The sequence below is a fragment of the Polaromonas sp. A23 genome (genome assembly GCF_002001015.1).
Taxonomy (GTDB): Bacteria; Pseudomonadota; Gammaproteobacteria; order Burkholderiales; family Burkholderiaceae_C; genus Polaromonas.
On record NZ_MUNO01000047.1, the window covers coordinates 1 to 19,908 of the forward strand.

The following is a 19,908-nucleotide window of genomic DNA, read 5'->3' on the forward strand; positions in this document are numbered from 1 at the left end:
CGCGGCGGCTACTAAGCCCTGACTCCAACCCTTCAGCCCTTTGGCTGAAGACAGCTTAAAAGGCTTCAAGACTTCGGTTTTGAAGCCTTTTTGCTTTTCTGCCCTTGTCCACCGGGCTTTTGCTGCTATTGTTTTTATAGTTCCCGGCTAAAGCGTGTCTTGCCGATGCTTGCGTGGCCGACCTGCCAGGGTCTTGTCAAAAATCGGGTTGGGCAGCAAGCGAAGCAGCTTGGCGACAACACCCATTTGCCAGGGGATCACGCGATAGCCGACGCCCTCCTCAATCGCCACAAAAGCCTTGTCCGCAAACGCGCCAGGCTGCATCAGAAATGGCATGGCATAGCGGTTTTTCTGGGTCAGCGGCGTGTCGATATAACCGGGACACAAGGTCACCACCTTCACGCCCGACGGCCGCAACTCTCCTCGCAAGCTTTCGCAGTAGCTGATCACAGCCGCCTTGCTGGCGCAATAGGCGCCGTGACCTGGCAGGCCGCGTATGCCTGCCACACTCCCGATGCCGACCAGTACACCCGAACCGCGCTGCACCATGGCCGTGATAAACGGGTGAAAAGTTGCCGCGAGACCGATGTTATTGGTGGCAAAAGTCCGGGCCATCACATCCAGGTCTTCACGTACAGCCGTGTCCATACCGATGCTGACACCGGCATTTGCAATCACCACGTCCGGGACACCTTGAGCCGCGATGCAGGCCAGCCCGGCAGCCACGATGCTGTCGCTGTCGGAAACATCGGCGCTATAGATTTTATAGCTGTCTGCGCCTATCCCCTGCGCCAAAGCCCAGGACTGGACCTCTTCGGTACGCCGGGCCGCAAGTGCCAGCCGATAACCTGCCTGAAAAAATCGCAAGGCCAGTGCCTGGCCAATACCACTCGAAGCCCCGGTGATAAAAACGAGTTTTGACACGAAAGACTCCAGCTGGTTGACGTTGCCTTTTTTGAAGGCGGGTTCGCGGAACAGAACGAGAGCAGGGTGCGAAAGTCAGGGCGCTGCAGCGCCTGTAGCCTTGCGCGGGACCAGCAAACCTTTTACCCGGCCTTTCAGGTCCGCCACACGATCAAGGTTGTTGTAAGCAAAGTCATCGCCGGCAAACTGGTCGCTGCCACGAGTGATCACAACCGGCAAATGCGACTTGACGCGCTCATCATTCACAAACACGTGCAAAAACTCGCCGCGAAATTCGAGTCGTGGCGTTTCTCCACCCGCTGCGTCCACCGCAGCTTCCCGCACCACCCGTGCATTGCCGATGAGTTGGACTTCCGAACCGTCGGCGTTGGTCAGGGCACGGTCTCCTGTGGAGGTTGTCAACCGGCCTTCGAGGCTATAGCTGCGAATCAGCGCCTGATCAATTTCCAGCGTATCGGTATCGGGATAGTGCCGCAGCTCTGCGCCGGAAACATCGCTCTTAAGTTGCCCGGCATCGTCAAATGTCTTGATGCCGAATTTGCGCATGTAGTAATCCGGCTCGGCGCTGACAGCCCGCTGGCCTTCGGGTGCCAACGAAACCGGCGTGTTTCTCACCAGCCAGTACGTACCCAAGGCAAGGAGCCCCATCAGCAGCACCGGAATATAAATGATGGTGCGCTCCCAAAACACCGAGGCCCTGTCCAGCGCCACGCGCCAGCCAGGAACAGCAACCGTGGCAGTATCCAGAGAGGAGCTGGCTGCCATCAGCGCGTGTACTCCTGCAGCAGGTCGGCATAACGGCCGCTGGCCACCATCAACAAATCACAAAGCTCACGCGCTGCACCATCGCCGCCCCGGGCCTGGGTCACGTAGCTGGCAAGCGCTTTGACCTCCGAATGCGCATTTGCCGGTGCGCAGCTGAAGGCCACGCGGCGCATCACCGGTAAATCGGGCCAGTCGTCACCCATGAAGGCCGCCTGCGACCAATCCAGCCCCAGGGTCTTGAGCGTGAGCTCGGCCGCTGGCCGCTTGTCTTCGGTGCCGAAATGAGCATGCGCCACACCCAGGGCCTGCAAGCGGGTGCGCAACACGGCACTGTCACGCCCAGTGATCACCGCCGGCGTAATGCCGGCGCGCTGCAGCAGTTTCAGGCCGTGGCCATCAAGCGAATTGAACCGTTTAAGCGTTTCGCCACCGGCATTGAACCCGGCCTGCGGTGTAGCGCGAGGGTCACCTTCCGGGTATTCCCCGAAATAGAGGCCGCCATCGGTAAGCACACCGTCGACGTCAAAAAAAGCCACTTTCACCGGCTGCGCAAGCAGCAGCAGCTGAGGTGTGAAATTCAAGGCAGGTAAATGGGGATTCATCAACGGCTTCAAATAACTTTGGCGCGCAGCAAGTCGTTGCTGTTGAGTGCACCGCACAAGACACCGGCATGGTCCACCACCAGTACGCTGGTGATGCGGTATTGCTCCATCAATGCCACGGCCTCCACCGCCAACGCACCCGCGCGCAGGGTGCGCGGTTCCGGATGCATGAGGTCAACCGCTTTGCTGGTGCGCAAGTCCACACCTTTTTCGATCAGCCGGCGCAAGTCCCCGTCCGTAAAAATGCCCCGCACCTGCCCGGCATCGTCAACGATGGCGGAAGCACCCAGGCCTTTGTTGCTCATCTCGCGCATCAGATCGCTAAAACCGGCTTGCAGGCCCACTGCCGGCACTGCGGCCCCTGTGCGCATGACATCGTCTACGTGCGTCAGCAACTTTCGCCCCAGTGCGCCGCCCGGGTGAGAACGGGCAAAGTCTTCCTCGCGGAAACCGCGGGCATCCAGCAGCGCCACCGCCAGCGCATCACCCAGCGCCAGTTGCGCCGTGGTACTGGCCGTCGGTGCCAGATTGAGCGGGCAAGCCTCCGCGTCCACAGCGCTGTTCAGAACAACATCCGCGTGTTTCGCCAGCGTCGATCCAGCTCGCCCGGTCATGGCCACCAGCGTCACGCCGATCCGCTTGAGGGCTGGCAGGATGACGGCCAACTCCTCGACTTCGCCGGAATTGGAGATTGCCAGCACAACGTCACCCTGGGAGACCATGCCAAGGTCACCATGACTGGCCTCGGCGGGATGCACAAACATGGCGGGGGTGCCGGTAGAGGCCAGGGTGGCAGTGATTTTTCGTCCGATGTGCCCGCTTTTCCCCATTCCCATCACCACGACCCGCCCTTGGCAGGCCAGCATGGCCCGCACTGCTTGAGCGAATTCGGGGCCGATCCGGCCTTTCAGCCCGAGCACTGCTGCAGCTTCGATTTCAAGGGTCTTGTGGGCCAGCGCCAGCGCTTGCGCGGCGTCGAATTTCGCAGGTTCAAAGCTCATGCCCGCATTCTATAGAGCCGCCCGGCGATGGGGACAGAACGGCGGGCCCGAATCCTGCACGCTGCAGTGCAACATGGTGAAGTTGCCGTGCAGGGTAAATAACGACAAACCCATCAGATACCATCGAAGCATGACCGCGCTTGAACTCACACTGCTGTACTTGCTGGCTGCTGTGCTGGGTGTGGTGGCATGCCGTTCCCTCAAATTGCCGCCCATGCTGGGCTACCTGGCCGTTGGCGTGGTGATTGGCCCCAATGCGCTGGCACTGGCAAAAAATTCGGACGGGATCCGCCATCTGGGTGAGTTTGGCGTCGTCTTTCTGATGTTTGTGATCGGGCTGGAGTTCAACCTGCCCAAGTTGCGCTCCATGCGGCGCCATGTTTTCGGTCTGGGCCTGCTTCAGGTGGCGGCCACGATTGTGCTGGTCACTGTCGGATCGCTCTTTCTTGCGGCCATGGCACCCACTTTGTGGGCGATGCCTTGGCAAACGGCCCTGGCACTTTCCGGCGCCATCGCCATGAGCAGCACGGCCGTGGTGGTCAAACTCCTGTCCGAGCGGCTGGAGCTGGAGTCCGAACACGGCAAGCGCGTGATGGGCGTGCTGCTGTTCCAGGATCTGGCCGTGGTGCCGCTGCTGGTGCTGATTCCCGCACTGGGCACTTCACCCGACAAGCTGCTGATGGCGCTGGCCATCGCCGGGCTCAAGGCAACGGTGCTGGTCGGCCTGCTGCTGACCGGCGGCCAGCGCGTCATGCGCTGGTGGCTCACTTTGGTGGCCAGGCGAAAAAGCGAAGAACTGTTTGTGCTGAACCTGCTGCTGGTCACCCTGGCACTGGCCTGGCTGACCGAACTCGCCGGACTGAGCCTGGCGCTGGGCGCCTTTATTGCGGGCATGCTGATTTCCGAGACTGAATACAAGCACCAGGTTGAAACCGACATCCGTCCCTTCCACGACGTGCTTCTGGGCCTGTTTTTCATCAGCATCGGCATGATGCTCGACTGGCGGGAGGTTGCGGAGCACTGGCCGCTGGTGCTGTTGCTGCTCACGGGGCCTGTGCTGTTCAAGCTGGTCATGATTACGGCGCTGGCCCGTAGCCTTGGGGGGACCACCGGCGTTTCGCTGCGCACCGGCTTGTACCTGGCCCAGGCCGGTGAATTCGGTTTTGTGCTGTTGACGCTGGCACAGGACAACAAGCTCATTCCGACCGCGCTACTCAACCCCATCCTGGCCAGCATGGTGCTGTCCATGCTGGCCACGCCTTTCATCATCATGTACAGCAACCGCATTGTCATGAAGCTGGTTTCCAGTGAATGGCTGCAGCAGTCGCTGCAAATGACCACCATTGCACGCAAGTCCATCAACACCGACCGGCATGTGATCGTGTGCGGGTATGGCCGTTGCGGCCAGAACCTGGGCCACATGCTTGAAAGCGAAGGTATTCCCTACATAGCGCTGGACCTGGACCCCGACCGAGTGCGCCAGGCCGCTGCCGCGGGCGACTCGGTGGTGTTCGGTGATGCGGTGCGGCTGCAGTCCTTGATGGCCGCGGGCCTGGCGCGCGCCAGCGCCGTGGTGGTGACTTACCTGGACACCGCAAGTGCGCTCAAGGTATTGGCCAACATCCGCGCCCATGCGCCCACCGTGCCGGTGATTGTGCGCACCGTGGATGACCGCGATCTGGAAAAACTGCAGGCCGCTGGCGCCACCGAAGTCGTTCCCGAGGCCATCGAGGCCAGCCTGATGCTGGCCAGCCACGCCCTGGCACTGGTGGGTGTTCCCATGCGACGGGTTATCCGCGTGGTGCAGGATCAGCGGGATGCGCGCTACAACCTGCTGCGCGGCTATTTCCGCGGTGCCGATGACGACACTTCGGGGGACGTGGATCAGGAGCGACTTTCAACCGTTACGTTGCCGCTGGGGATCCGAACGGTCGGCAAACCGCTTGGCGAGTTTGCCCTGCACGCAGCCGGCGTGCGTGTCGTCAGCCTGCGACGCGGCAGTGGCAAAGCACTGGAAGCGCAGGATGACACCCGGCTTCAGGGCGGCGACACGCTGGTACTGTCCGGCAAGTCTGAAGCCCTGGCGCTGGCTGAACAAAAGCTTTTGAGGGGCTGACCATGTCTGATCGCATCCACCGACGCATGTCTACAAGTGCGCTTCTTGCCGCCCCGTGGATGGCAGCTGCGCGCTCCGAAGGCGAGCCGGACACCCGCAACACTCACGCTTGAGCCATGTCCCATACCACCGACGCCTTCAACTACGGTCCCTATCTTCGCGACCACATACGCACGGTGCCTGACTGGCCGGTGCCCGGGGTGCAGTTTCGCGACATCACGCCGCTGCTGCAAGACCCCAAGGTGTTCCGTGTACTGATCGACGCCTTTGTGCACCGTTACATGGATCCCGCATTGCGACCCGACGTAGTGGCTGGTCTCGATGCCCGCGGATTCATCCTCGGGGCCGTGGTTGCGTACGAGCTGAACATCGGTTTTGTGCCCATCCGTAAAAAGGGCAAGTTGCCCTTCACAACCGTGCAGGAAACCTACGAGCTTGAATACGGTAGCGCCACGGTCGAGTTGCACACCGATGCCGTCAAATCCGGCGACCGGGTGCTGCTGATCGACGACTTGATTGCCACTGGCGGCACCATGATGGCCGGCAAAAAGCTGCTCGAAAAACTGGGCGCCAGCGTGATGGAGGGTGCGGCCATTGTGGATCTGCCCGAGCTGGGTGGTTCCGACAAATTACGGGCGGCTGGCTTGCCGCTGTTTACCCTGGTGGATTTTGCTGGCCATTGAGTAGCACGGTTGCACGCTATCCATTTGATAGCGTGTTTGTGTTAAACCACAAGGGCTAACGACCAATATCCCTCCAACTTTGAACCGCGGAGAGCCACAAGGCCCAGCGCGCGGCACTGGGCTAGATCAGGTCGCCGTATTGTGTGGCGCTCAGCGCAGGCACGGAAACAGGTGTTTCGGGCATCTCGGTATCCTCAAACCCCGTGAGCAGGGTGTAGGAGCGGTCACGGCTGCGCCTTGGCTCGCTTTTTTCCGGTTTCATGGGCGAGCCGCCAGCCGAAGCCGCGACCAGCGCCTGCTTGAAGGCCGCTACTTCGTCATCCTCGATGGGCTCATAACGCTTTGGCAGGGGAGTTGGCTTCGCCACGACGGGTTCTGGTTCTGCAGCAAGCGCCTCCACCGGGGCAGCCATTACGACCGTCTTGATGAATGGTTCAGACGCGGCCACAGCCACTGCCACTGGGACCGGCAGCACTGGCGCTACTGCAGTTGCAGCTTCTGCCGCATGAGGTTGACTGACCGCCTGGGTCTGAACGTTGGGGCGTCCAACGGACACCAGCTCGTTCATGCGCCAGTACACAGCCGTCACCCTGATGTTGTAGCGCGCCTTGGCGCTCTGGGCAATCAGGACCTCAATCTCTGCCAGACGCTCCGTCTGCCCGCCGAATTCCTGTGCGAGATCCATCATGACCATGAACTGATCGCCACGCGGATCCAGTGAGAGCACCTTGAATTTATAGCTGGCCGACAGGACACCGGCGCGGATCATGGCCTCGCGCACAGCGGCGTACAACAGCTCCCTCTTGGCATGCCTCTGGGTTTTCTGCCCGCTGCTCTGCTCTACCGTGGCCTTCAATGGCGCAGGCACCGAAGTCTTGGTTCTCGCACCCGCTACCGGACGCGTGCGCTCGTCGCGCGTCAGGCCCGAGCTGTCGTGATCGCGCTGACCCTCAACGAGGATCGCCTCGTCGTGGGATTTTCCTGAGAACCAGTTAAAAAGTGACATCAATGAACGCCCGGTAAGCGAAAGCCGCCTGCGCAGCAATCGGGATATGCAAATTCTTTACCCAAGTTTACTGAGTCCTCCTGCCCAAAAAATCGATGACCGCCGGATCCGATGCGTTGCCGGAAATTTGCTGCGCAGATCGCTGCAATAAATCACGTTATGCCGGCCTGAATCTGAAGTCTGCGTCCTTGTTTTTTTGCGATTTTGTTGTCCTGTCACCACTGAGGATGCATCAACTCAAGTCACCGCCACCCGCTTGGGCCGGTTATACAAGCGCTTGGCCAACACACCGCCCAAAGCCATCGTCAATTCAAGTGCGATCGGGCTGTGCCGATTTCCGAGTTCCTTGAAGCGCAGGGCCGTCAGGCACCAGAGCTTGCAGGCATTTGAAGCTTGTACCGTTGCATTGCGCGGCTGGCGTGCAAAGAATGCACCTTCACCCACGACCGAACCGGCCGCAACCATGGCCAGCCGGACACGGCCCTTCTCATCCTGGTAATGCACGCTCAATGTGCCGCTCTCAATGAAGTACAGCGTCTGGTCTACAGCGCCTTTTTCGATGAGGGACTGGCCATGTTGCAAAACAAAAGGTTGCATGTAGCTCGCCAGCACGTCCCACTGATCCGTCGTGAACTGGCAACGCAGGGCATCACTGGCATGGCTATGGGCAATGGCGTTGATCAGACCCCGGATGTCAAAGCGCACGGAAGTCGGCGGGAGAGGAGCATTCATGGAGATTGAAGATACCCTCCAGCCCGACTCAGCAGCAAGGGGCTTTAACGCCCGTTTACACCTGATACAACAAAGGGCCTACTTGTAATCAGCACCCCTGGCTTGGTTAGCGTGCTACTTACCGATGCAGAACTTCGAGAAGATCTCGCCAAGCAGGTCATCGGGCGTAAATTGCCCAGTGATTTCACTCAAGGCATTTTGGGCTTGCCGCAAGTCTTCCGCCAGAAGATCCAGGGCAGGCATCGGTGCCCCGATTTGCGCAGCGGCTCTCCGCAGCTGCGCATCTACCTGGCGCAAAGCGCGTACATGACGCTCCCGGGCCATGAACAAGCCCTCGGGCGCAGCCTGCCAACCCACGAGCGCCAGCAACTGGTGACGCAGCTGCTCCAGGCCAGCACCCGTTTTGGCAGAGATGAGAACGCCTGAAGAAACTGCGGCCAGCACCTCCGCAGAAGCCGCGTCGGACTTGTTCCAGACATCGATGACAGGTATGTTCGCCGGAAGCTTGCGGGCAATGTCTTCTGCAATCGCGGCATCCGCGGCGATGTAGTTCATGGCAATCCGCAGATCTTCGGGGGTTTGCTGCCGAGTCAGATCGTGCAGAAACAACACCGCGTCCGCACTCTGGATTTCGGTCCACGCGCGCGCAATGCCAATTTTCTCCACCTCATCCACTTCTGGCAGCAGGCTGTCGCGCAGCCCGGCGGTATCCACCACATGCAGCGGTACACCCTCGATCTGGATCAACTCACTGACCTTGTCGCGCGTGGTGCCCGCTACCGGCGTGACGATAGCCAGCTCGGCACCGGCCAGGGAATTGAGCAGCGAGCTCTTGCCTGCATTGGGCTGCCCGGCGATGACCACCTTGATACCCTCGCGCAAAATCGCCCCCTGCCGCGCACGTTGCAGCACCGCGGCCAACGTCTGCTGCAACCGTGTCAGCTGGCCCTGTGCATCTGCCTTTTGCAGAAAATCGATGTCTTCCTCGGGAAAGTCCAGTGTCGCTTCCACCAGCATGCGAAGGTGCACCAGCTGGTCAAGCAGCGCATGAATTTCCCTGGAAAATTCTCCCGAAAGCGATCGCGCGGCGGAGCGGGCCGCGGTGGCTGTGCTGGCGTCAATCAGGTCTGCAATGGCTTCAGCCTGCGCAAGATCAATCTTGTCATTCAGGAATGCCCGCTCAGTAAACTCGCCGGGCTGGGCCAGACGCAAGCCGGCCAGGCGCGGCTGGCCATCGGTTGCACGGCTTTCCGCGGCGGCCTCAAGACAACGCGCCAAGAGCAGTTGAAGCACCACCGGCCCGCCGTGGGCCTGCAGCTCCAGGACGTCTTCGCCGGTGTAGGAGTGTGGCGCCGGAAAAAAAATCGCCAGGCCCTGGTCAATCGCCAGGCCTGCTGCATCCTGAAAAGGAAGGTAGCTCGCCTGGCGAGGCGTCAGAGCGCGTCCGCACAAAGCTTCAACCAACGGGGCGATGATCTTGCCCGAAACGCGAACGATGCCCACGGCGCCACGGCCTGGCGCGGTGGCGATAGCAACGATGGGGGCGTGGTGACGGGCCAGCATGAAGGCACCATGTTAAAGGGCCGCGAAGCGGCCCTTTTTTTGTTTTACTTGAATTTCGGCAAATTGAATTGCGGCGGTACGCCCATGCGCGTGTTGATCACCCACTGCTGCGCGATCGACAGGATGTTATTGGTAATCCAGTAGAGCACCAGGCCGGCCGGGAAGAAGAAGAACATCACACTGAAAATCAGCGGCATGAACCACATCAATTTGGCCTGCATCGGATCAGGCGGTGTCGGATTCAGCGCCGTCTGCAGCATCGTCGTCAAGGTCATGATGATGGGCAGGAGGAAATAGGGGTCAGGCGAGGACAGATCCTTGATCCAGAGAATCCAGGGTGCGTTGCGCATTTCAACCGAGCTGAGCAACACCCAATACAGCGCAATGAACACCGGAATCTGGATCATGATGGGGAAGCAGCCGCCCATCGGGTTGACCTTTTCTTCCTTGTAGATCTTCATCATGGCCACCTGCATTTCCTGCGGCTTGTCTTTGAGCCGCTCGCGCATTTCCATGATCTTTGGATTGACCGCCTTCATCTTCGCCATGCTGGCATAGGCCTTGGCATTGAGCCAGTAGAAAGCTATTTTCAACAGCAACACCAGCGCCACAATGGACCAACCCCAGTTCTGCAGAAAGCCGTGCAGCTTGTCGAGCAACCAGTACAGCGGCTTGGCCAGGATGGTCAGCCAACCATAGTCCTTGACCAGCTCCAATCCAGGAGCGATGGCTTCCAGCTGTTTTTCAACTTGAGGCCCTACGAACAACTTCGCGTCCATCGATTTGGTTGTGCCGGGTGCAATGGTGTCCAGCGAGGTGATCATGCCCACCGAATAAAGGTTGGTGTCCACCTTGCGCAGGAAGATATCGCGCTGGACGCCATCGCCGAGCATCCAGGCCGACGCGAAATAGTGCTGCACCATGGCCACATAGCCGTTGCTTGCCTGTTTCTCGACATCGACCTTGTTTTTCTCGATGTCGCTGAATTCAACCTTCTGGTATTTTTTGGCTTCGGTGTACAGGGCCGGGCCGGTGAAGGTCGAGTAAAAAGAGGATTCACCAGGCGGCTTGTTGCCGTCACGTACGAGCTGCAGATACAGCTGAGGCGACACCGCGCTGCTACCGGTATTGACCACGTCGTGGCGCACGGCGATGTCGTAAGCACCGCGCTTGATGGTGTAGGTCTTGACCAGCTTGACGCCGCCGACATCCGGCGATTCAAACTTCACTTCCAGACTGTCCTGGCCTTCCTTCAGCGTGCGATCGCCGGGGACGGCGGTCATCAGCGTCTTGTGGGTCGGGAAACTGCCACCCTGAGCGCCGGCAATCAGTCCCGACTGCGCAACATACACGCGCGCCGCGCTTTGATCGAGGAGCACAAAGCCGGTGTCCTTCTCCGTCATGTCCTTGTGCTTGAGAAATGAGGAATGCACCACCGTGCCGCCCTCGGTATCAAAAGTCAGGCTTAGAACATCGGTAGTAACCACCAGGCGTTCCTTGGTTGCCGAAGGAGTCGTGGCGGGCAACGCGCCTGGCGCGGTCGCAACGGCGCCCGAAGCCGGCGCGGGCACGGCATTGCTGCCAGGTTGGCCTGTCGGCACTGATGCGGAGTCCGCAGGCTTGACGGCTGGCGTCGCCGTGCTTACCGCAGGTGCTGGCGAGGGAAAGAAGGTCGCCTTCTTGCCATTGGCAATCCGCCACTGATCCCACAGCAGGACCATGGAAAAACCAAAAATCACCCACAGGATGGTGCGGCGTATGTCGTTCATGACGGCTTCTTTTTAGAGGAATTCGAAGTCACGGGAGTGACCAGATGGGTGAAGAGGGAAAACCGGCCAGCCGACGACCGCGGCGCCGAAGATGGCACAGGGTCAAAACCACCGTGGCACCACGGATGGCAACGTGCCAGACGGTAAAGTGTGAGGTAGCTGCCTTTGGTTGCACCATGCTGCTGCAGGGCTTGCAGCGAATAGGCGGAACAGGTGGGCTCAAAACGGCAGGAAGAGCCCAGCCAGGGGCTAAGCAGCAAGCGGTAGCCCTTGACCAGGGCCACCAATGTTTTTTGGGGCAGGCGGCTGACCTTCACCGCCAGGCGGCGCAGCATAGAGAACGCGTTCATGCGGCCTGGGCTCCAGCCTGCATCAGGGCCTGCACTTCACTGCGAACGGCCTGCTTGAGGGCCTCGGAGCTGGCGCTGGAAAATTCCTTGCGCGAAAAGTCCCGGCGCAAGCGCACCACCCACGCAGTGGAGGACAGGCGAGGCGAGAAATCGGCGCTCACGGTATAGATCTGTCTTTTGATGGCGTTGCGCGTGACGGCACGTTTGGCCCAGCGTTTAGGCACCATCGCCCCGACCCAGACATCTTGCACGGGGAACAGGTCCGGCGTGTCATGTGTCTTGGCGGGAAGGGTTTGCGCGTTCATGGCATCAAGCGCATTGCGGTGCAATGCGAAATGCGTTGTTCTTGCAACAATGGCGCCGGCAAGGACTGCCTGGAACTGGGGTCGGGTTTGAAGCCGTTGCACTGGCGCTGAACGTCCGCGCTGGCAAGTGGCCTGCTGAACCCGGGGCTTATTAAACAGCCAGGCGCTTGCGGCCTTTGGCGCGACGCGCTGCAATAACTGCGCGGCCGCCACGTGTTTTCATGCGGGACAGAAAGCCGTGCGTACGGGCGCGCTTGACTTTGGAAGGTTGGTATGTGCGTTTCATGATGGTCCTACAAGCTACAAAAAGCTTCCCTTCTGCAAAACTTCAAGTTTTGCGATTCGCGATCCTGGCAGCTGTACAACACAGCCAACTCTGCAAGTCAGCGAAAAAGCTTGATATGAAAAGCGCTTTAAACAAGCGCCAAACCAGCAAGCCAACCCGCTATGAATCAGGGAAACCCATGATTATCGCAGATTTCCCAACACTGGCAACAAGTTAGGCGCCGCACTGGCCGTAAAGGCTGAGATTGCCTGATAGCTGTACAGAGGCAGGAACCGCCTGACCCAGGCGACCCGCATCTAGGTTAAAACCCGGGTGCAATCTTTTGTGGATAACTACGTCGCACGACTACAATACCGGGTGCCAAAAATTAAAAATATCCACAAGCAAAAGCATGCTGGCCACTGCGTCCATCCAGCCCACAGACACCATGCGTGAGGCAACCGTTCCCAGTTCCAGCCATGACTTGTGGCAAAGCTGCGTCGACCACCTTGCCCAGGAATTGCCTGAACAGCAGTTCAATACCTGGATCCGTCCGTTGGTCGCCGAGGTCGCTGTCGACCTCTCCAAAGTCACCATTCAGGTCGCCAATCGCTTCAAATTGGACTGGATTCGCGCGCAGTATGCTGGCCGTATTTCAGCCCTTCTGGAAAAAGTTTCAGGCCAGTCCGTTCACCTGGAGTTAGCGCTCGCTCAGCGCGAGCCCGGCAGCCGATCTGCACCGCTTACCCGTAGTTTTGAAGGTACGGGTATCACCGAGCCGGCTGGTCTGGGCGTTGCAGAAGACGTGGCCGGCGCTCCTTTCAAGAGTCGACTCAACACCGCGCTGACTTTCGACACCTTGATTGAAGGCACGGCCAACCGCATGGGCCGCGCCGCAGCCCTGCATGTTTCCAGCAGTCTGGGACAGCTTTACAACCCCTTGTTTATTTACGGCGGCGTCGGTTTGGGCAAGACCCATTTGATGCACGCCATCGGCAACAAGCTGCTGGCGGACAACGCCGCCGCCAAAGTTCTCTACATCCACGCCGAACAATTTGTTTCAGATGTGGTTAAAGCCTATCAGCGCAAGACTTTTGACGAGTTCAAGGAGCGCTACCACTCGCTGGATCTCCTTCTTATAGATGACGTGCAATTCCTGGCCAACAAAGACCGCACCCAGGAAGAGTTCTTCAATGCCTTTGAAGCACTGCTGACCAAAAAGTCGCACATCGTAATGACCAGCGACACCTATCCCAAGGGTCTGACGGACATTCACGAGCGGCTGATCTCGCGCTTTGATTCCGGCCTCACGGTGGCCATCGAGCCGCCCGAGCTTGAAATGCGCGTAGCCATCCTGATCCGCAAGGCCGAGGCTGAAGGCACAGTCATGCCGGAAGAGGTGGCTTTCTTTGTGGCCAAGAACGTGCGCTCCAACGTGCGCGAGCTGGAAGGCGCGCTGCGCAAGATCCTGGCTTACTCGCGCTTTAACCTCAAGGAAATCTCCATCCAGCTGGCCCGCGAGGCCCTGCGCGACCTGCTGTCCATCCAGAACCGGCAGATCTCGGTCGAGAACATCCAGAAGACGGTGGCCGACTATTACAAGATCAAGGTCGCCGACATGTACTCCAAGAAGCGGCCCGCCAGCATTGCCCGGCCGCGCCAGATTGCCATGTACCTGGCCAAAGAGCTGACGCAAAAGAGCCTGCCGGAGATCGGCGAGCTCTTCGGTGGCCGCGACCACACCACCGTGCTGCACGCGGTGCGCAAAATGTCTGCCGAGCGCCAGCAAATGACCGAACTCAACCAGCAGCTGCATGTGCTGGAACAAACCCTGAAAGGCTGAGATGATCCATCACTCGGCTACTGTTTCCCGGTTCCAGGCCTGCCTGACAACCATGGGGACAAGTTTTGAACAACTAATGACTTATCCACAGCGAAGCTGGATTAGCCAAAGTTGTTCATATCTGACAGCAGGGTTGCAGGGATGTCTGACCACAAGGTTAAACAAGCGCCAAGTAGTTGATCAAAAAGAAGAAAATAGACCTGTCCACAGACAGGTGCTGCCCTTATCTACTACTACTAATTTGAATTAAAGAAATAAGAGGTTAAGACAGTGATCGTTCTCAAAGCCACCCAGGATAAAGTTTTGGCAGTTCTGCAATCGGTAGCGGGCATCGTTGAACGCCGGCATACGCTGCCGATTCTGGCCAACGTGCTGATCCGCAAAACCGGCGCACAGTTGCAGCTGACCACCAGCGACCTGGAAATCCAGATCCGCACGACAGCCGAACTGGACGGTGACACGGGCAACTTCACGACCACTGTGGGCGCACGCAAGCTCATCGACATCCTGCGGTCCATGCCCAGCGACCAGACGGTTTCTCTCGAGTCTTCGCAGAACAAGCTGATCCTCAAGGGTGGCAAGAGCCGCTTCACGTTGCAAACCCTGCCGGCTGAAGACTTTCCGCTGGTGCAGGAAGCCGCCAACTTCGGCCCCAGCTTCTCGGTGCCGCAAAAGGTGCTGAAAGAGCTGCTGAACCAGGTGTCGTTTGCCATGGCTGTGCATGACATTCGCTACTACCTCAACGGCATTTTGTTCGTTGCCGAAGGCAAACAACTCAGCCTGGTGGCCACCGACGGGCACCGCCTGGCGTTTTCGTCAGCCACACTCGACGTTGAAGTGCCACGCCAGGAAGTGATCCTTCCGCGCAAGACCGTGCTCGAAATGCAGCGCCTGCTCAGCGACAAAGAGGGCGCCATCGAGATGCAATTCGCCGGCAACCAGGCCAAGTTCAGCTTCGAGGGCATGGAGTTCGTCACCAAGCTGGTTGAGGGCAAGTTCCCCGACTACAACCGTGTGATCCCCAAGAACCACAAAAATATCATCACCCTGGGCCGCGTGCCGCTGCTGGCCAGCCTGCAACGCACCGCCATTCTGACCAGCGAGAAGTTCAAGGGCGTGCGCCTGAACATCGAGCCCGGCACTCTGCGCGTGGCCTCCAACAATGCCGAGCAGGAAGAAGCCGTCGACGAGCTCGACATCGACTACGGTGGCGACGCCATCGAAATCGGCTTCAACGTCACCTACCTGATCGATGCCCTGTCCAACATGGACCAGGACATGGTGAAGATCGAGCTGGCCGATTCCAACAGCTCTGCATTGCTCACCATTCCAGATGACGCAGCCTTCAAATACGTCGTGATGCCGATGCGGATTTAAGCCGTACAAACAGAAAAAAACAAACCGCCGCCCCTACCGAACCCGCTAGCCAAAGCGGGTTTGGTCATTCAAGAGATTGAGAAAACGTAGTTCACCGTAGGTAAAAGTTAGTTATGACCGAAGAAAACAAATCCAGCGAAGCCACTCCTGACGAAGCAGGCCGTCCAATCGAGGGTGTTCATTCCGGTGAAGGCGGTGAAGGAAGCTCCAATTTCCAGCCCAAGATCGACTCCAACCAGGCCGGCGCGTCTGAAGGGTATGGCGAGGGTTCGATCCAGATCCTGGAAGGCCTGGAGGCCGTGCGCAAGCGCCCTGGCATGTACATCGGCGACACGTCCGACGGCACCGGCCTGCACCACCTGGTGTTCGAAGTGGTCGACAACTCCATCGACGAATCACTGGCCGGCCATTGTGATGACATCATGGTCACCATCCACCTGGACAACTCCATCAGCGTGGTCGACAACGGCCGCGGCATCCCGACCGGCATCAAGATGGACGACAAGCACGAGCCCAAACGCTCGGCGGCTGAAATTGCCCTGACGGAGCTGCATGCCGGCGGCAAGTTCAACCAGAACAGCTACAAGGTCTCAGGCGGCCTGCACGGCGTGGGCGTGAGCTGCGTGAACGCACTGTCCAAAATGCTGCGCCTGACGATTCGCCGCGAAGGCAAAGTCCATGTCATGGAGTTTTCCAAGGGCTTTGTGCAAAACCGCATCATTGAGCAAGTGGGCGGTGTGGATGTTTCTCCCATGCACGTTCTGGGCGACACCGACAAGCGCGGTACCGAAGTGCACTTTCTGCCCGACACCGACATCTTCCAGCAGAACAACGACTTTCATTACGAAATTCTGAGCAAGCGCCTGCGCGAGCTGAGCTTCCTGAACAACGGCGTGAAGATCCGCCTCAAAGACGAACGCAGCGGCAAGGAAGACGACTTTGCCGGTGCTGGCGGCGTTACCGGCTTTGTGAACTTCATCAACAAGGGCAAGACAGTCCTGCACCCCAACGTTTTCCACGCCATGGGTGACCGCCAGAGCGACCAGAACACCAACATCGGTGTTGAAGTCGCCATGCAATGGAACAGCGGCTACAACGAGCAGGTGCTGTGTTTCACCAACAACATTCCGCAGCGCGACGGCGGTACCCACCTGACCGGCCTGCGTGCCGCGATGACACGCGTGATCAACAAGTACATCGACGACAGCGAATTGGCCAAGAAGGCCAAGGTCGAGGTGACCGGCGACGACATGCGCGAAGGCCTGACCTGCGTGCTGAGCGTCAAGGTGCCCGAGCCCAAGTTCTCCAGCCAGACCAAAGACAAACTGGTCAGCTCCGAGGTGCGTGGCCCGGTTGAAGACATTGTGAGCAAGCTGCTGACCGACTACCTGCAGGAGCGCCCCAACGACGCGAAGATCATCGTCGGAAAAATCATTGAAGCTGCGCGTGCGCGTGAAGCCGCCCGCAAGGCGCGCGACATGACGCGCCGCAAAGGCGTGCTCGACGGCATGGGCCTGCCCGGCAAGCTGGCCGACTGCCAGGAAAAAGACCCGGCGCTGTGCGAAATCTACATCGTCGAGGGCGACTCCGCCGGTGGCTCTGCCAAACAGGGCCGTGACCGCAAGTTCCAGGCTATCTTGCCCTTGCGTGGCAAGATTTTGAACGTTGAAAAAGCGCGTTATGAAAAGCTGCTGACCAGCAACGAAATTTTGACCCTCATCACCGCCCTGGGCACCGGCATCGGCAAGGCCGGCGGCACCACGGGTAATGACGACTTCAACGTTGCCAAGCTGCGTTACCACCGCATCATCATCATGACCGACGCCGACGTTGACGGCGCGCACATCCGCACCCTGTTGCTGACCTTCTTCTATCGCCAGATGCCCGAGTTGGTTGAGCGCGGCCACATCTACATTGCGCAGCCACCGCTGTACAAGGTCAAGTCGGGCAAGGAAGAACAGTACCTGAAAGACGGCCCGGCCCTCGACAGCTTCCTGCTCAAGATTGCGCTCAAAGACGCGTCGGTGCAAACCGGTGCCGACCCTTCCACCGGCCAGGGCACCCTGCTGACCGGTGACACGCTGGCCGAACTGGCGCGCAAGCACCAGCTGGCAGAGTCCGTTATTGCCCGCCTGCGCGGCTACATGGACGCTGAAGCGCTAAAAGCCATTGCCGACGGCGTGGCCCTGAACCTGGACACCGTGGAAGACGCCGAGCGCTCAGCCTCCGCGCTGCAAGCCCAGCTGCCCACGGCCGAAGTGGCCGGCGAGTTTGACACCCGCAGCGACAAACCCATTCTGCGCATCAGCCGCCGCCACCACGGCAACGTGAAAAGCAGCGTGCTCACGCAAGACTTTGTGCACGGCGCCGACTACCTGGCGCTGGTGGAAGCCGCTGTCACCTTCAAGGGCCTGATGAGCGAGGGCGCCAAGGTCATGCGCGGCGAAGGCGAGCGCCAGAAGGAAGAGAAAGTTGAAACCTTCCGCGACGCCATGGCCTGGCTCATCGTGCAGGCCGAAGCCGCCACCGCACGCCAGCGCTACAAAGGCTTGGGCGAGATGAACCCGGCCCAGCTGTGGGAAACCACCATGGATCCCGCCGTGCGCCGCCTGCTGCGCGTGCAGATTGACGACGCGATCGAAGCCGATCACGTGTTCACGATGTTGATGGGCGACGACGTCGAGCCGCGCCGCGAGTTCATTGAAACGAATGCGCTGCGGGCTGCGAATATTGACGTGTAAGGGTTGGCGGGCGAAGGTCAGCAGGCGCTTGCTGGCCTGAATGCCGCGCATGACCCGCATCGCCGTCATCGACTTTGAAACCACCGGCCTGTCGCCCGCCATGGGCGACCGCGCCACCGAGGTGGCCATTGTGCTGGTTGAAAACGGCAACGTGGTTGACCGCTTCCAGAGCCTGATGAATGCGGGTGTGCACATTCCCGCCTTCATCACCAGCCTTACCGGCATCAGCAACGCCATGGTGGCCACTGCGCCTGATGCCGCCAGTGTCATGCTCGACGCCAGCCGCTTTGTGGGCAACGCGCCCATGGTGGCGCACAACGCTTCTTTTGACCGCAGGTTCTGGCAGGCCGAGCTGGCGCGTGCCGGGGCCGCGGCGGTGCAGCCCTTTGCCTGCACCATGCTGGTTTCAAGAAGGCTCTACCCTCAAGCATCCAGTCATAAGCTAGGCGTGCTGGTGGACTACCACCACCTGCCGCGCGCCGGCCGTGCTCACCGGGCGCTGGCTGATGCGGAAATGGCAGCCTCGCTGCTGGGCCAGATCCAGCATGACCTGCGCACCCGCCACCGCGTGGGCAAGCCCGACCACGCCTTGCTGATGAGCCTGCAGCGCTGCGCAAAACCCGCCGTTCCTGCGCTGATGGCAAAGTACGCCAGCCAGTAAGCACCCTGAAGGCGCTATAAAATACATAGCTGTTCGCGCCCGTACCGCAAGGGCGAACGGCCAAAAACACTCATAACTATTTGCCCTATGACCACCCACACCCACCCCGCCACGCCGCTGCGCACCCACGACACCACCCGCATTGACGACACCCGCATCAGCGCGGTGCGCCCGCTGATCACGCCCGCCTTGCTGCAGGAATGGCTGCCCGTGCCCGAAGCCAGCCTCACGCTGGTGGAGCGCAGCCGCGCGGCTATCTCGCGCGTGCTGCATGGTGCTGACGACCGCCTGATCGTGGTGGTGGGCCCCTGCTCCATTCACGACCATGACCAGGCCATGGACTACGCCCGCCAGCTCAAAGTGCAGGCCGATGCCCTGGCCAGCGACCTGCTGGTGGTGATGCGCGTGTATTTTGAAAAGCCGCGCACCACCGTGGGCTGGAAGGGCTACATCAACGACCCGCACCTGGACGGCAGCTTCGCCATCAACGAAGGGCTGGAGATGGCGCGGCGCCTGCTGCTCGACGTGCTGGCCCTGGGCCTGCCCGTGGGCACCGAGTTTCTGGATCTGCTGAGCCCCCAGTTCATTAGCGACCTGGTGAGCTGGGGCGCCATTGGCGCCCGCACCACAGAAAGCCCCAGCCACCGCCAGCTCGCCTCAGGCCTGAGCTGCCCGGTCGGTTTCAAGAACGGCACCGACGGCGGCATCAAGGTGGCCACCGACGCCATTCAGGCGGCGCAAGCCGTGCACGCCTTCATGGGCATGACCAAGATGGGCCAGGCCGCCATTTTTGAAACCCGCGGCAACAACGACTGCCACGTCATTCTGCGCGGCGGCAAGCAACCCAACTATGCCAAGGCAGATGTAGATGCCGCCTGCGCCCTGCTCAAAAGCGCCGGCCTGCGCGAGCAGGTGATGATCGACGTGTCACACGCCAACAGCAGCAAGCAGCACCAGCGCCAGATCACCGTCGCAGCCGAAGTAGCCCAGCAGATGGCCGCGGGCGACCAGCGCATCACCGGCATCATGATCGAAAGCCACCTGCATGAAGGGCGGCAAGACATCGTGCCCGGCACGCCGCTGCGGCCTGGAGTGTCGGTGACTGATGCGTGCATCAGCATGGCGCAGACGGTGCCGGTGCTGGAGGAGTTGGCGCGGGCGGTTAGGGAGCGGCGGTACGCTGAAAACCAGATGACCCTGTAGGA

18 protein-coding genes are annotated in these 19,908 nt (G+C 60.0%); 7 read left to right on the forward strand and 11 right to left on the reverse strand.

The window, feature by feature from the left end; genetic code table 11:
- Positions 1-147 precede the first annotated feature (147 nt).
- The 4 genes from B0B52_RS20995 to B0B52_RS21010 all read right to left on the reverse strand — a co-directional run bounded on the left by B0B52_RS20995 (position 148) and on the right by B0B52_RS21010 (position 3,292).
- On the reverse strand, positions 148-924 hold the full coding sequence (locus B0B52_RS20995) for an SDR family oxidoreductase (RefSeq protein WP_077595635.1): 777 nt from the start codon (positions 922-924) through the stop codon (positions 148-150).
- Between the two features lie 75 nt (positions 925-999).
- Complete coding sequence (gene lptC, locus B0B52_RS21000; RefSeq protein WP_077595636.1) at positions 1,000-1,689, reverse strand: LPS export ABC transporter periplasmic protein LptC; 690 nt, start codon at positions 1,687-1,689, stop codon at positions 1,000-1,002.
- Positions 1,689-2,291 (reverse strand): HAD family hydrolase, encoded by a 603-nt coding sequence (locus B0B52_RS21005; RefSeq protein ID WP_077595637.1) that lies wholly within the window; start codon positions 2,289-2,291, stop codon positions 1,689-1,691. The genes lptC and B0B52_RS21005 overlap by 1 nt, the downstream gene beginning before the upstream one ends.
- An 8-nt stretch (positions 2,292-2,299) precedes the next feature.
- Positions 2,300-3,292 (reverse strand): SIS domain-containing protein, encoded by a 993-nt coding sequence (locus B0B52_RS21010; RefSeq protein ID WP_077595638.1) that lies wholly within the window; start codon positions 3,290-3,292, stop codon positions 2,300-2,302.
- A 130-nt stretch (positions 3,293-3,422) separates the two neighbouring features.
- On the opposite strand from B0B52_RS21010, the gene B0B52_RS21015 reads away from it, so the two are divergent.
- Together B0B52_RS21015 and B0B52_RS21020 are read left to right on the forward strand one after the other, a co-directional pair.
- Positions 3,423-5,408 carry a monovalent cation:proton antiporter-2 (CPA2) family protein gene (locus tag B0B52_RS21015; RefSeq protein ID WP_077595639.1) on the forward strand — a complete coding sequence of 662 codons (1,986 nt, stop codon included), beginning with the start codon at positions 3,423-3,425 and terminating at the stop codon, positions 5,406-5,408.
- A gap of 116 nt (positions 5,409-5,524) precedes the next feature.
- Positions 5,525-6,091, forward strand: coding sequence for an adenine phosphoribosyltransferase (locus B0B52_RS21020; protein WP_077595640.1), 567 nt, complete (start codon positions 5,525-5,527; stop codon positions 6,089-6,091).
- Between the two features lie 121 nt (positions 6,092-6,212).
- Here B0B52_RS21020 and B0B52_RS21025 read toward each other — a convergent pair whose 3' ends face one another.
- From B0B52_RS21025 to rpmH, 7 genes are all read right to left on the reverse strand, one after another.
- Positions 6,213-7,097: a hypothetical protein gene (locus B0B52_RS21025; RefSeq protein WP_077595641.1), complete on the reverse strand. Its 885-nt coding sequence runs from the start codon at positions 7,095-7,097 to the stop codon at positions 6,213-6,215.
- A gap of 237 nt (positions 7,098-7,334) precedes the next feature.
- The gene (locus tag B0B52_RS21030) at positions 7,335-7,829 is read right to left on the reverse strand and encodes a Crp/Fnr family transcriptional regulator (RefSeq protein WP_077595642.1); all 495 of its coding nucleotides are present in this window, start codon (positions 7,827-7,829) and stop codon (positions 7,335-7,337) included.
- A 114-nt stretch (positions 7,830-7,943) separates the two neighbouring features.
- Complete coding sequence (gene mnmE, locus B0B52_RS21035; RefSeq protein ID WP_077595643.1) at positions 7,944-9,392, reverse strand: tRNA uridine-5-carboxymethylaminomethyl(34) synthesis GTPase MnmE; 1,449 nt, start codon at positions 9,390-9,392, stop codon at positions 7,944-7,946.
- A 44-nt stretch (positions 9,393-9,436) separates the two neighbouring features.
- Positions 9,437-11,161 carry a membrane protein insertase YidC gene (gene yidC, locus B0B52_RS21040; RefSeq protein ID WP_077595644.1) on the reverse strand — a complete coding sequence of 575 codons (1,725 nt, stop codon included), beginning with the start codon at positions 11,159-11,161 and terminating at the stop codon, positions 9,437-9,439.
- Positions 11,158-11,463 (reverse strand): membrane protein insertion efficiency factor YidD, encoded by a 306-nt coding sequence (gene yidD / locus B0B52_RS21045; RefSeq protein ID WP_077595661.1) that lies wholly within the window; start codon positions 11,461-11,463, stop codon positions 11,158-11,160. The genes yidC and yidD overlap by 4 nt, the downstream gene beginning before the upstream one ends.
- Before the next feature lie 44 nt (positions 11,464-11,507).
- On the reverse strand, positions 11,508-11,918 hold the full coding sequence (locus B0B52_RS21050) for a ribonuclease P protein component (protein WP_077595645.1): 411 nt from the start codon (positions 11,916-11,918) through the stop codon (positions 11,508-11,510).
- 49 nt (positions 11,919-11,967) lie between these two features.
- A complete protein-coding gene (gene rpmH / locus B0B52_RS21055) occupies positions 11,968-12,102 on the reverse strand; it encodes a 50S ribosomal protein L34 (protein WP_077595646.1) in 135 nt (44 codons plus the stop codon).
- 427 nt (positions 12,103-12,529) lie between these two features.
- On the opposite strand from rpmH, the gene dnaA reads away from it, so the two are divergent.
- From dnaA to B0B52_RS21080, 5 genes are all read left to right on the forward strand, one after another.
- The gene (dnaA, locus tag B0B52_RS21060; protein ID WP_077595662.1) at positions 12,530-13,924 is read left to right on the forward strand and encodes a chromosomal replication initiator protein DnaA; all 1,395 of its coding nucleotides are present in this window, start codon (positions 12,530-12,532) and stop codon (positions 13,922-13,924) included.
- Between the two features lie 270 nt (positions 13,925-14,194).
- Entirely contained in the window at positions 14,195-15,301 is a 1,107-nt protein-coding gene (dnaN, locus tag B0B52_RS21065; protein ID WP_077595647.1) for a DNA polymerase III subunit beta, read from the forward strand.
- 113 nt (positions 15,302-15,414) lie between these two features.
- Entirely contained in the window at positions 15,415-18,042 is a 2,628-nt protein-coding gene (gene gyrB / locus B0B52_RS21070; RefSeq protein WP_254425802.1) for a DNA topoisomerase (ATP-hydrolyzing) subunit B, read from the forward strand.
- A gap of 49 nt (positions 18,043-18,091) precedes the next feature.
- Positions 18,092-18,703 carry a PolC-type DNA polymerase III gene (locus tag B0B52_RS21075; protein WP_139352054.1) on the forward strand — a complete coding sequence of 204 codons (612 nt, stop codon included), beginning with the start codon at positions 18,092-18,094 and terminating at the stop codon, positions 18,701-18,703.
- 87 nt (positions 18,704-18,790) lie between these two features.
- On the forward strand, positions 18,791-19,906 hold the full coding sequence (locus B0B52_RS21080) for a 3-deoxy-7-phosphoheptulonate synthase (protein WP_077595649.1): 1,116 nt from the start codon (positions 18,791-18,793) through the stop codon (positions 19,904-19,906).
- Positions 19,907-19,908: the final 2 nt, after the last annotated feature.

Coding starts and splice junctions, on each gene's coding strand:
- B0B52_RS21025 (WP_077595641.1), bottom strand. CDS start 7,097: ATGTCACTTTTTAACTGGTTCTCAGGAAAATCCCACGACGAGGCGATC.
- yidC (WP_077595644.1), bottom strand. CDS start 11,161: ATGAACGACATACGCCGCACCATCCTGTGGGTGATTTTTGGTTTTTCC.
- B0B52_RS21005 (WP_077595637.1), bottom strand. CDS start 2,291: ATGAATCCCCATTTACCTGCCTTGAATTTCACACCTCAGCTGCTGCTG.
- dnaA (WP_077595662.1), top strand. CDS start 12,530: ATGCGTGAGGCAACCGTTCCCAGTTCCAGCCATGACTTGTGGCAAAGC.
- rpmH (WP_077595646.1), bottom strand. CDS start 12,102: ATGAAACGCACATACCAACCTTCCAAAGTCAAGCGCGCCCGTACGCAC.
- lptC (WP_077595636.1), bottom strand. CDS start 1,689: ATGGCAGCCAGCTCCTCTCTGGATACTGCCACGGTTGCTGTTCCTGGC.
- B0B52_RS21020 (WP_077595640.1), top strand. CDS start 5,525: ATGTCCCATACCACCGACGCCTTCAACTACGGTCCCTATCTTCGCGAC.
- B0B52_RS21010 (WP_077595638.1), bottom strand. CDS start 3,292: ATGAGCTTTGAACCTGCGAAATTCGACGCCGCGCAAGCGCTGGCGCTG.
- B0B52_RS21015 (WP_077595639.1), top strand. CDS start 3,423: ATGACCGCGCTTGAACTCACACTGCTGTACTTGCTGGCTGCTGTGCTG.
- mnmE (WP_077595643.1), bottom strand. CDS start 9,392: ATGCTGGCCCGTCACCACGCCCCCATCGTTGCTATCGCCACCGCGCCA.
- gyrB (WP_254425802.1), top strand. CDS start 15,415: ATGACCGAAGAAAACAAATCCAGCGAAGCCACTCCTGACGAAGCAGGC.
- B0B52_RS21030 (WP_077595642.1), bottom strand. CDS start 7,829: ATGAATGCTCCTCTCCCGCCGACTTCCGTGCGCTTTGACATCCGGGGT.
- B0B52_RS21080 (WP_077595649.1), top strand. CDS start 18,791: ATGACCACCCACACCCACCCCGCCACGCCGCTGCGCACCCACGACACC.
- B0B52_RS21075 (WP_139352054.1), top strand. CDS start 18,092: ATGACCCGCATCGCCGTCATCGACTTTGAAACCACCGGCCTGTCGCCC.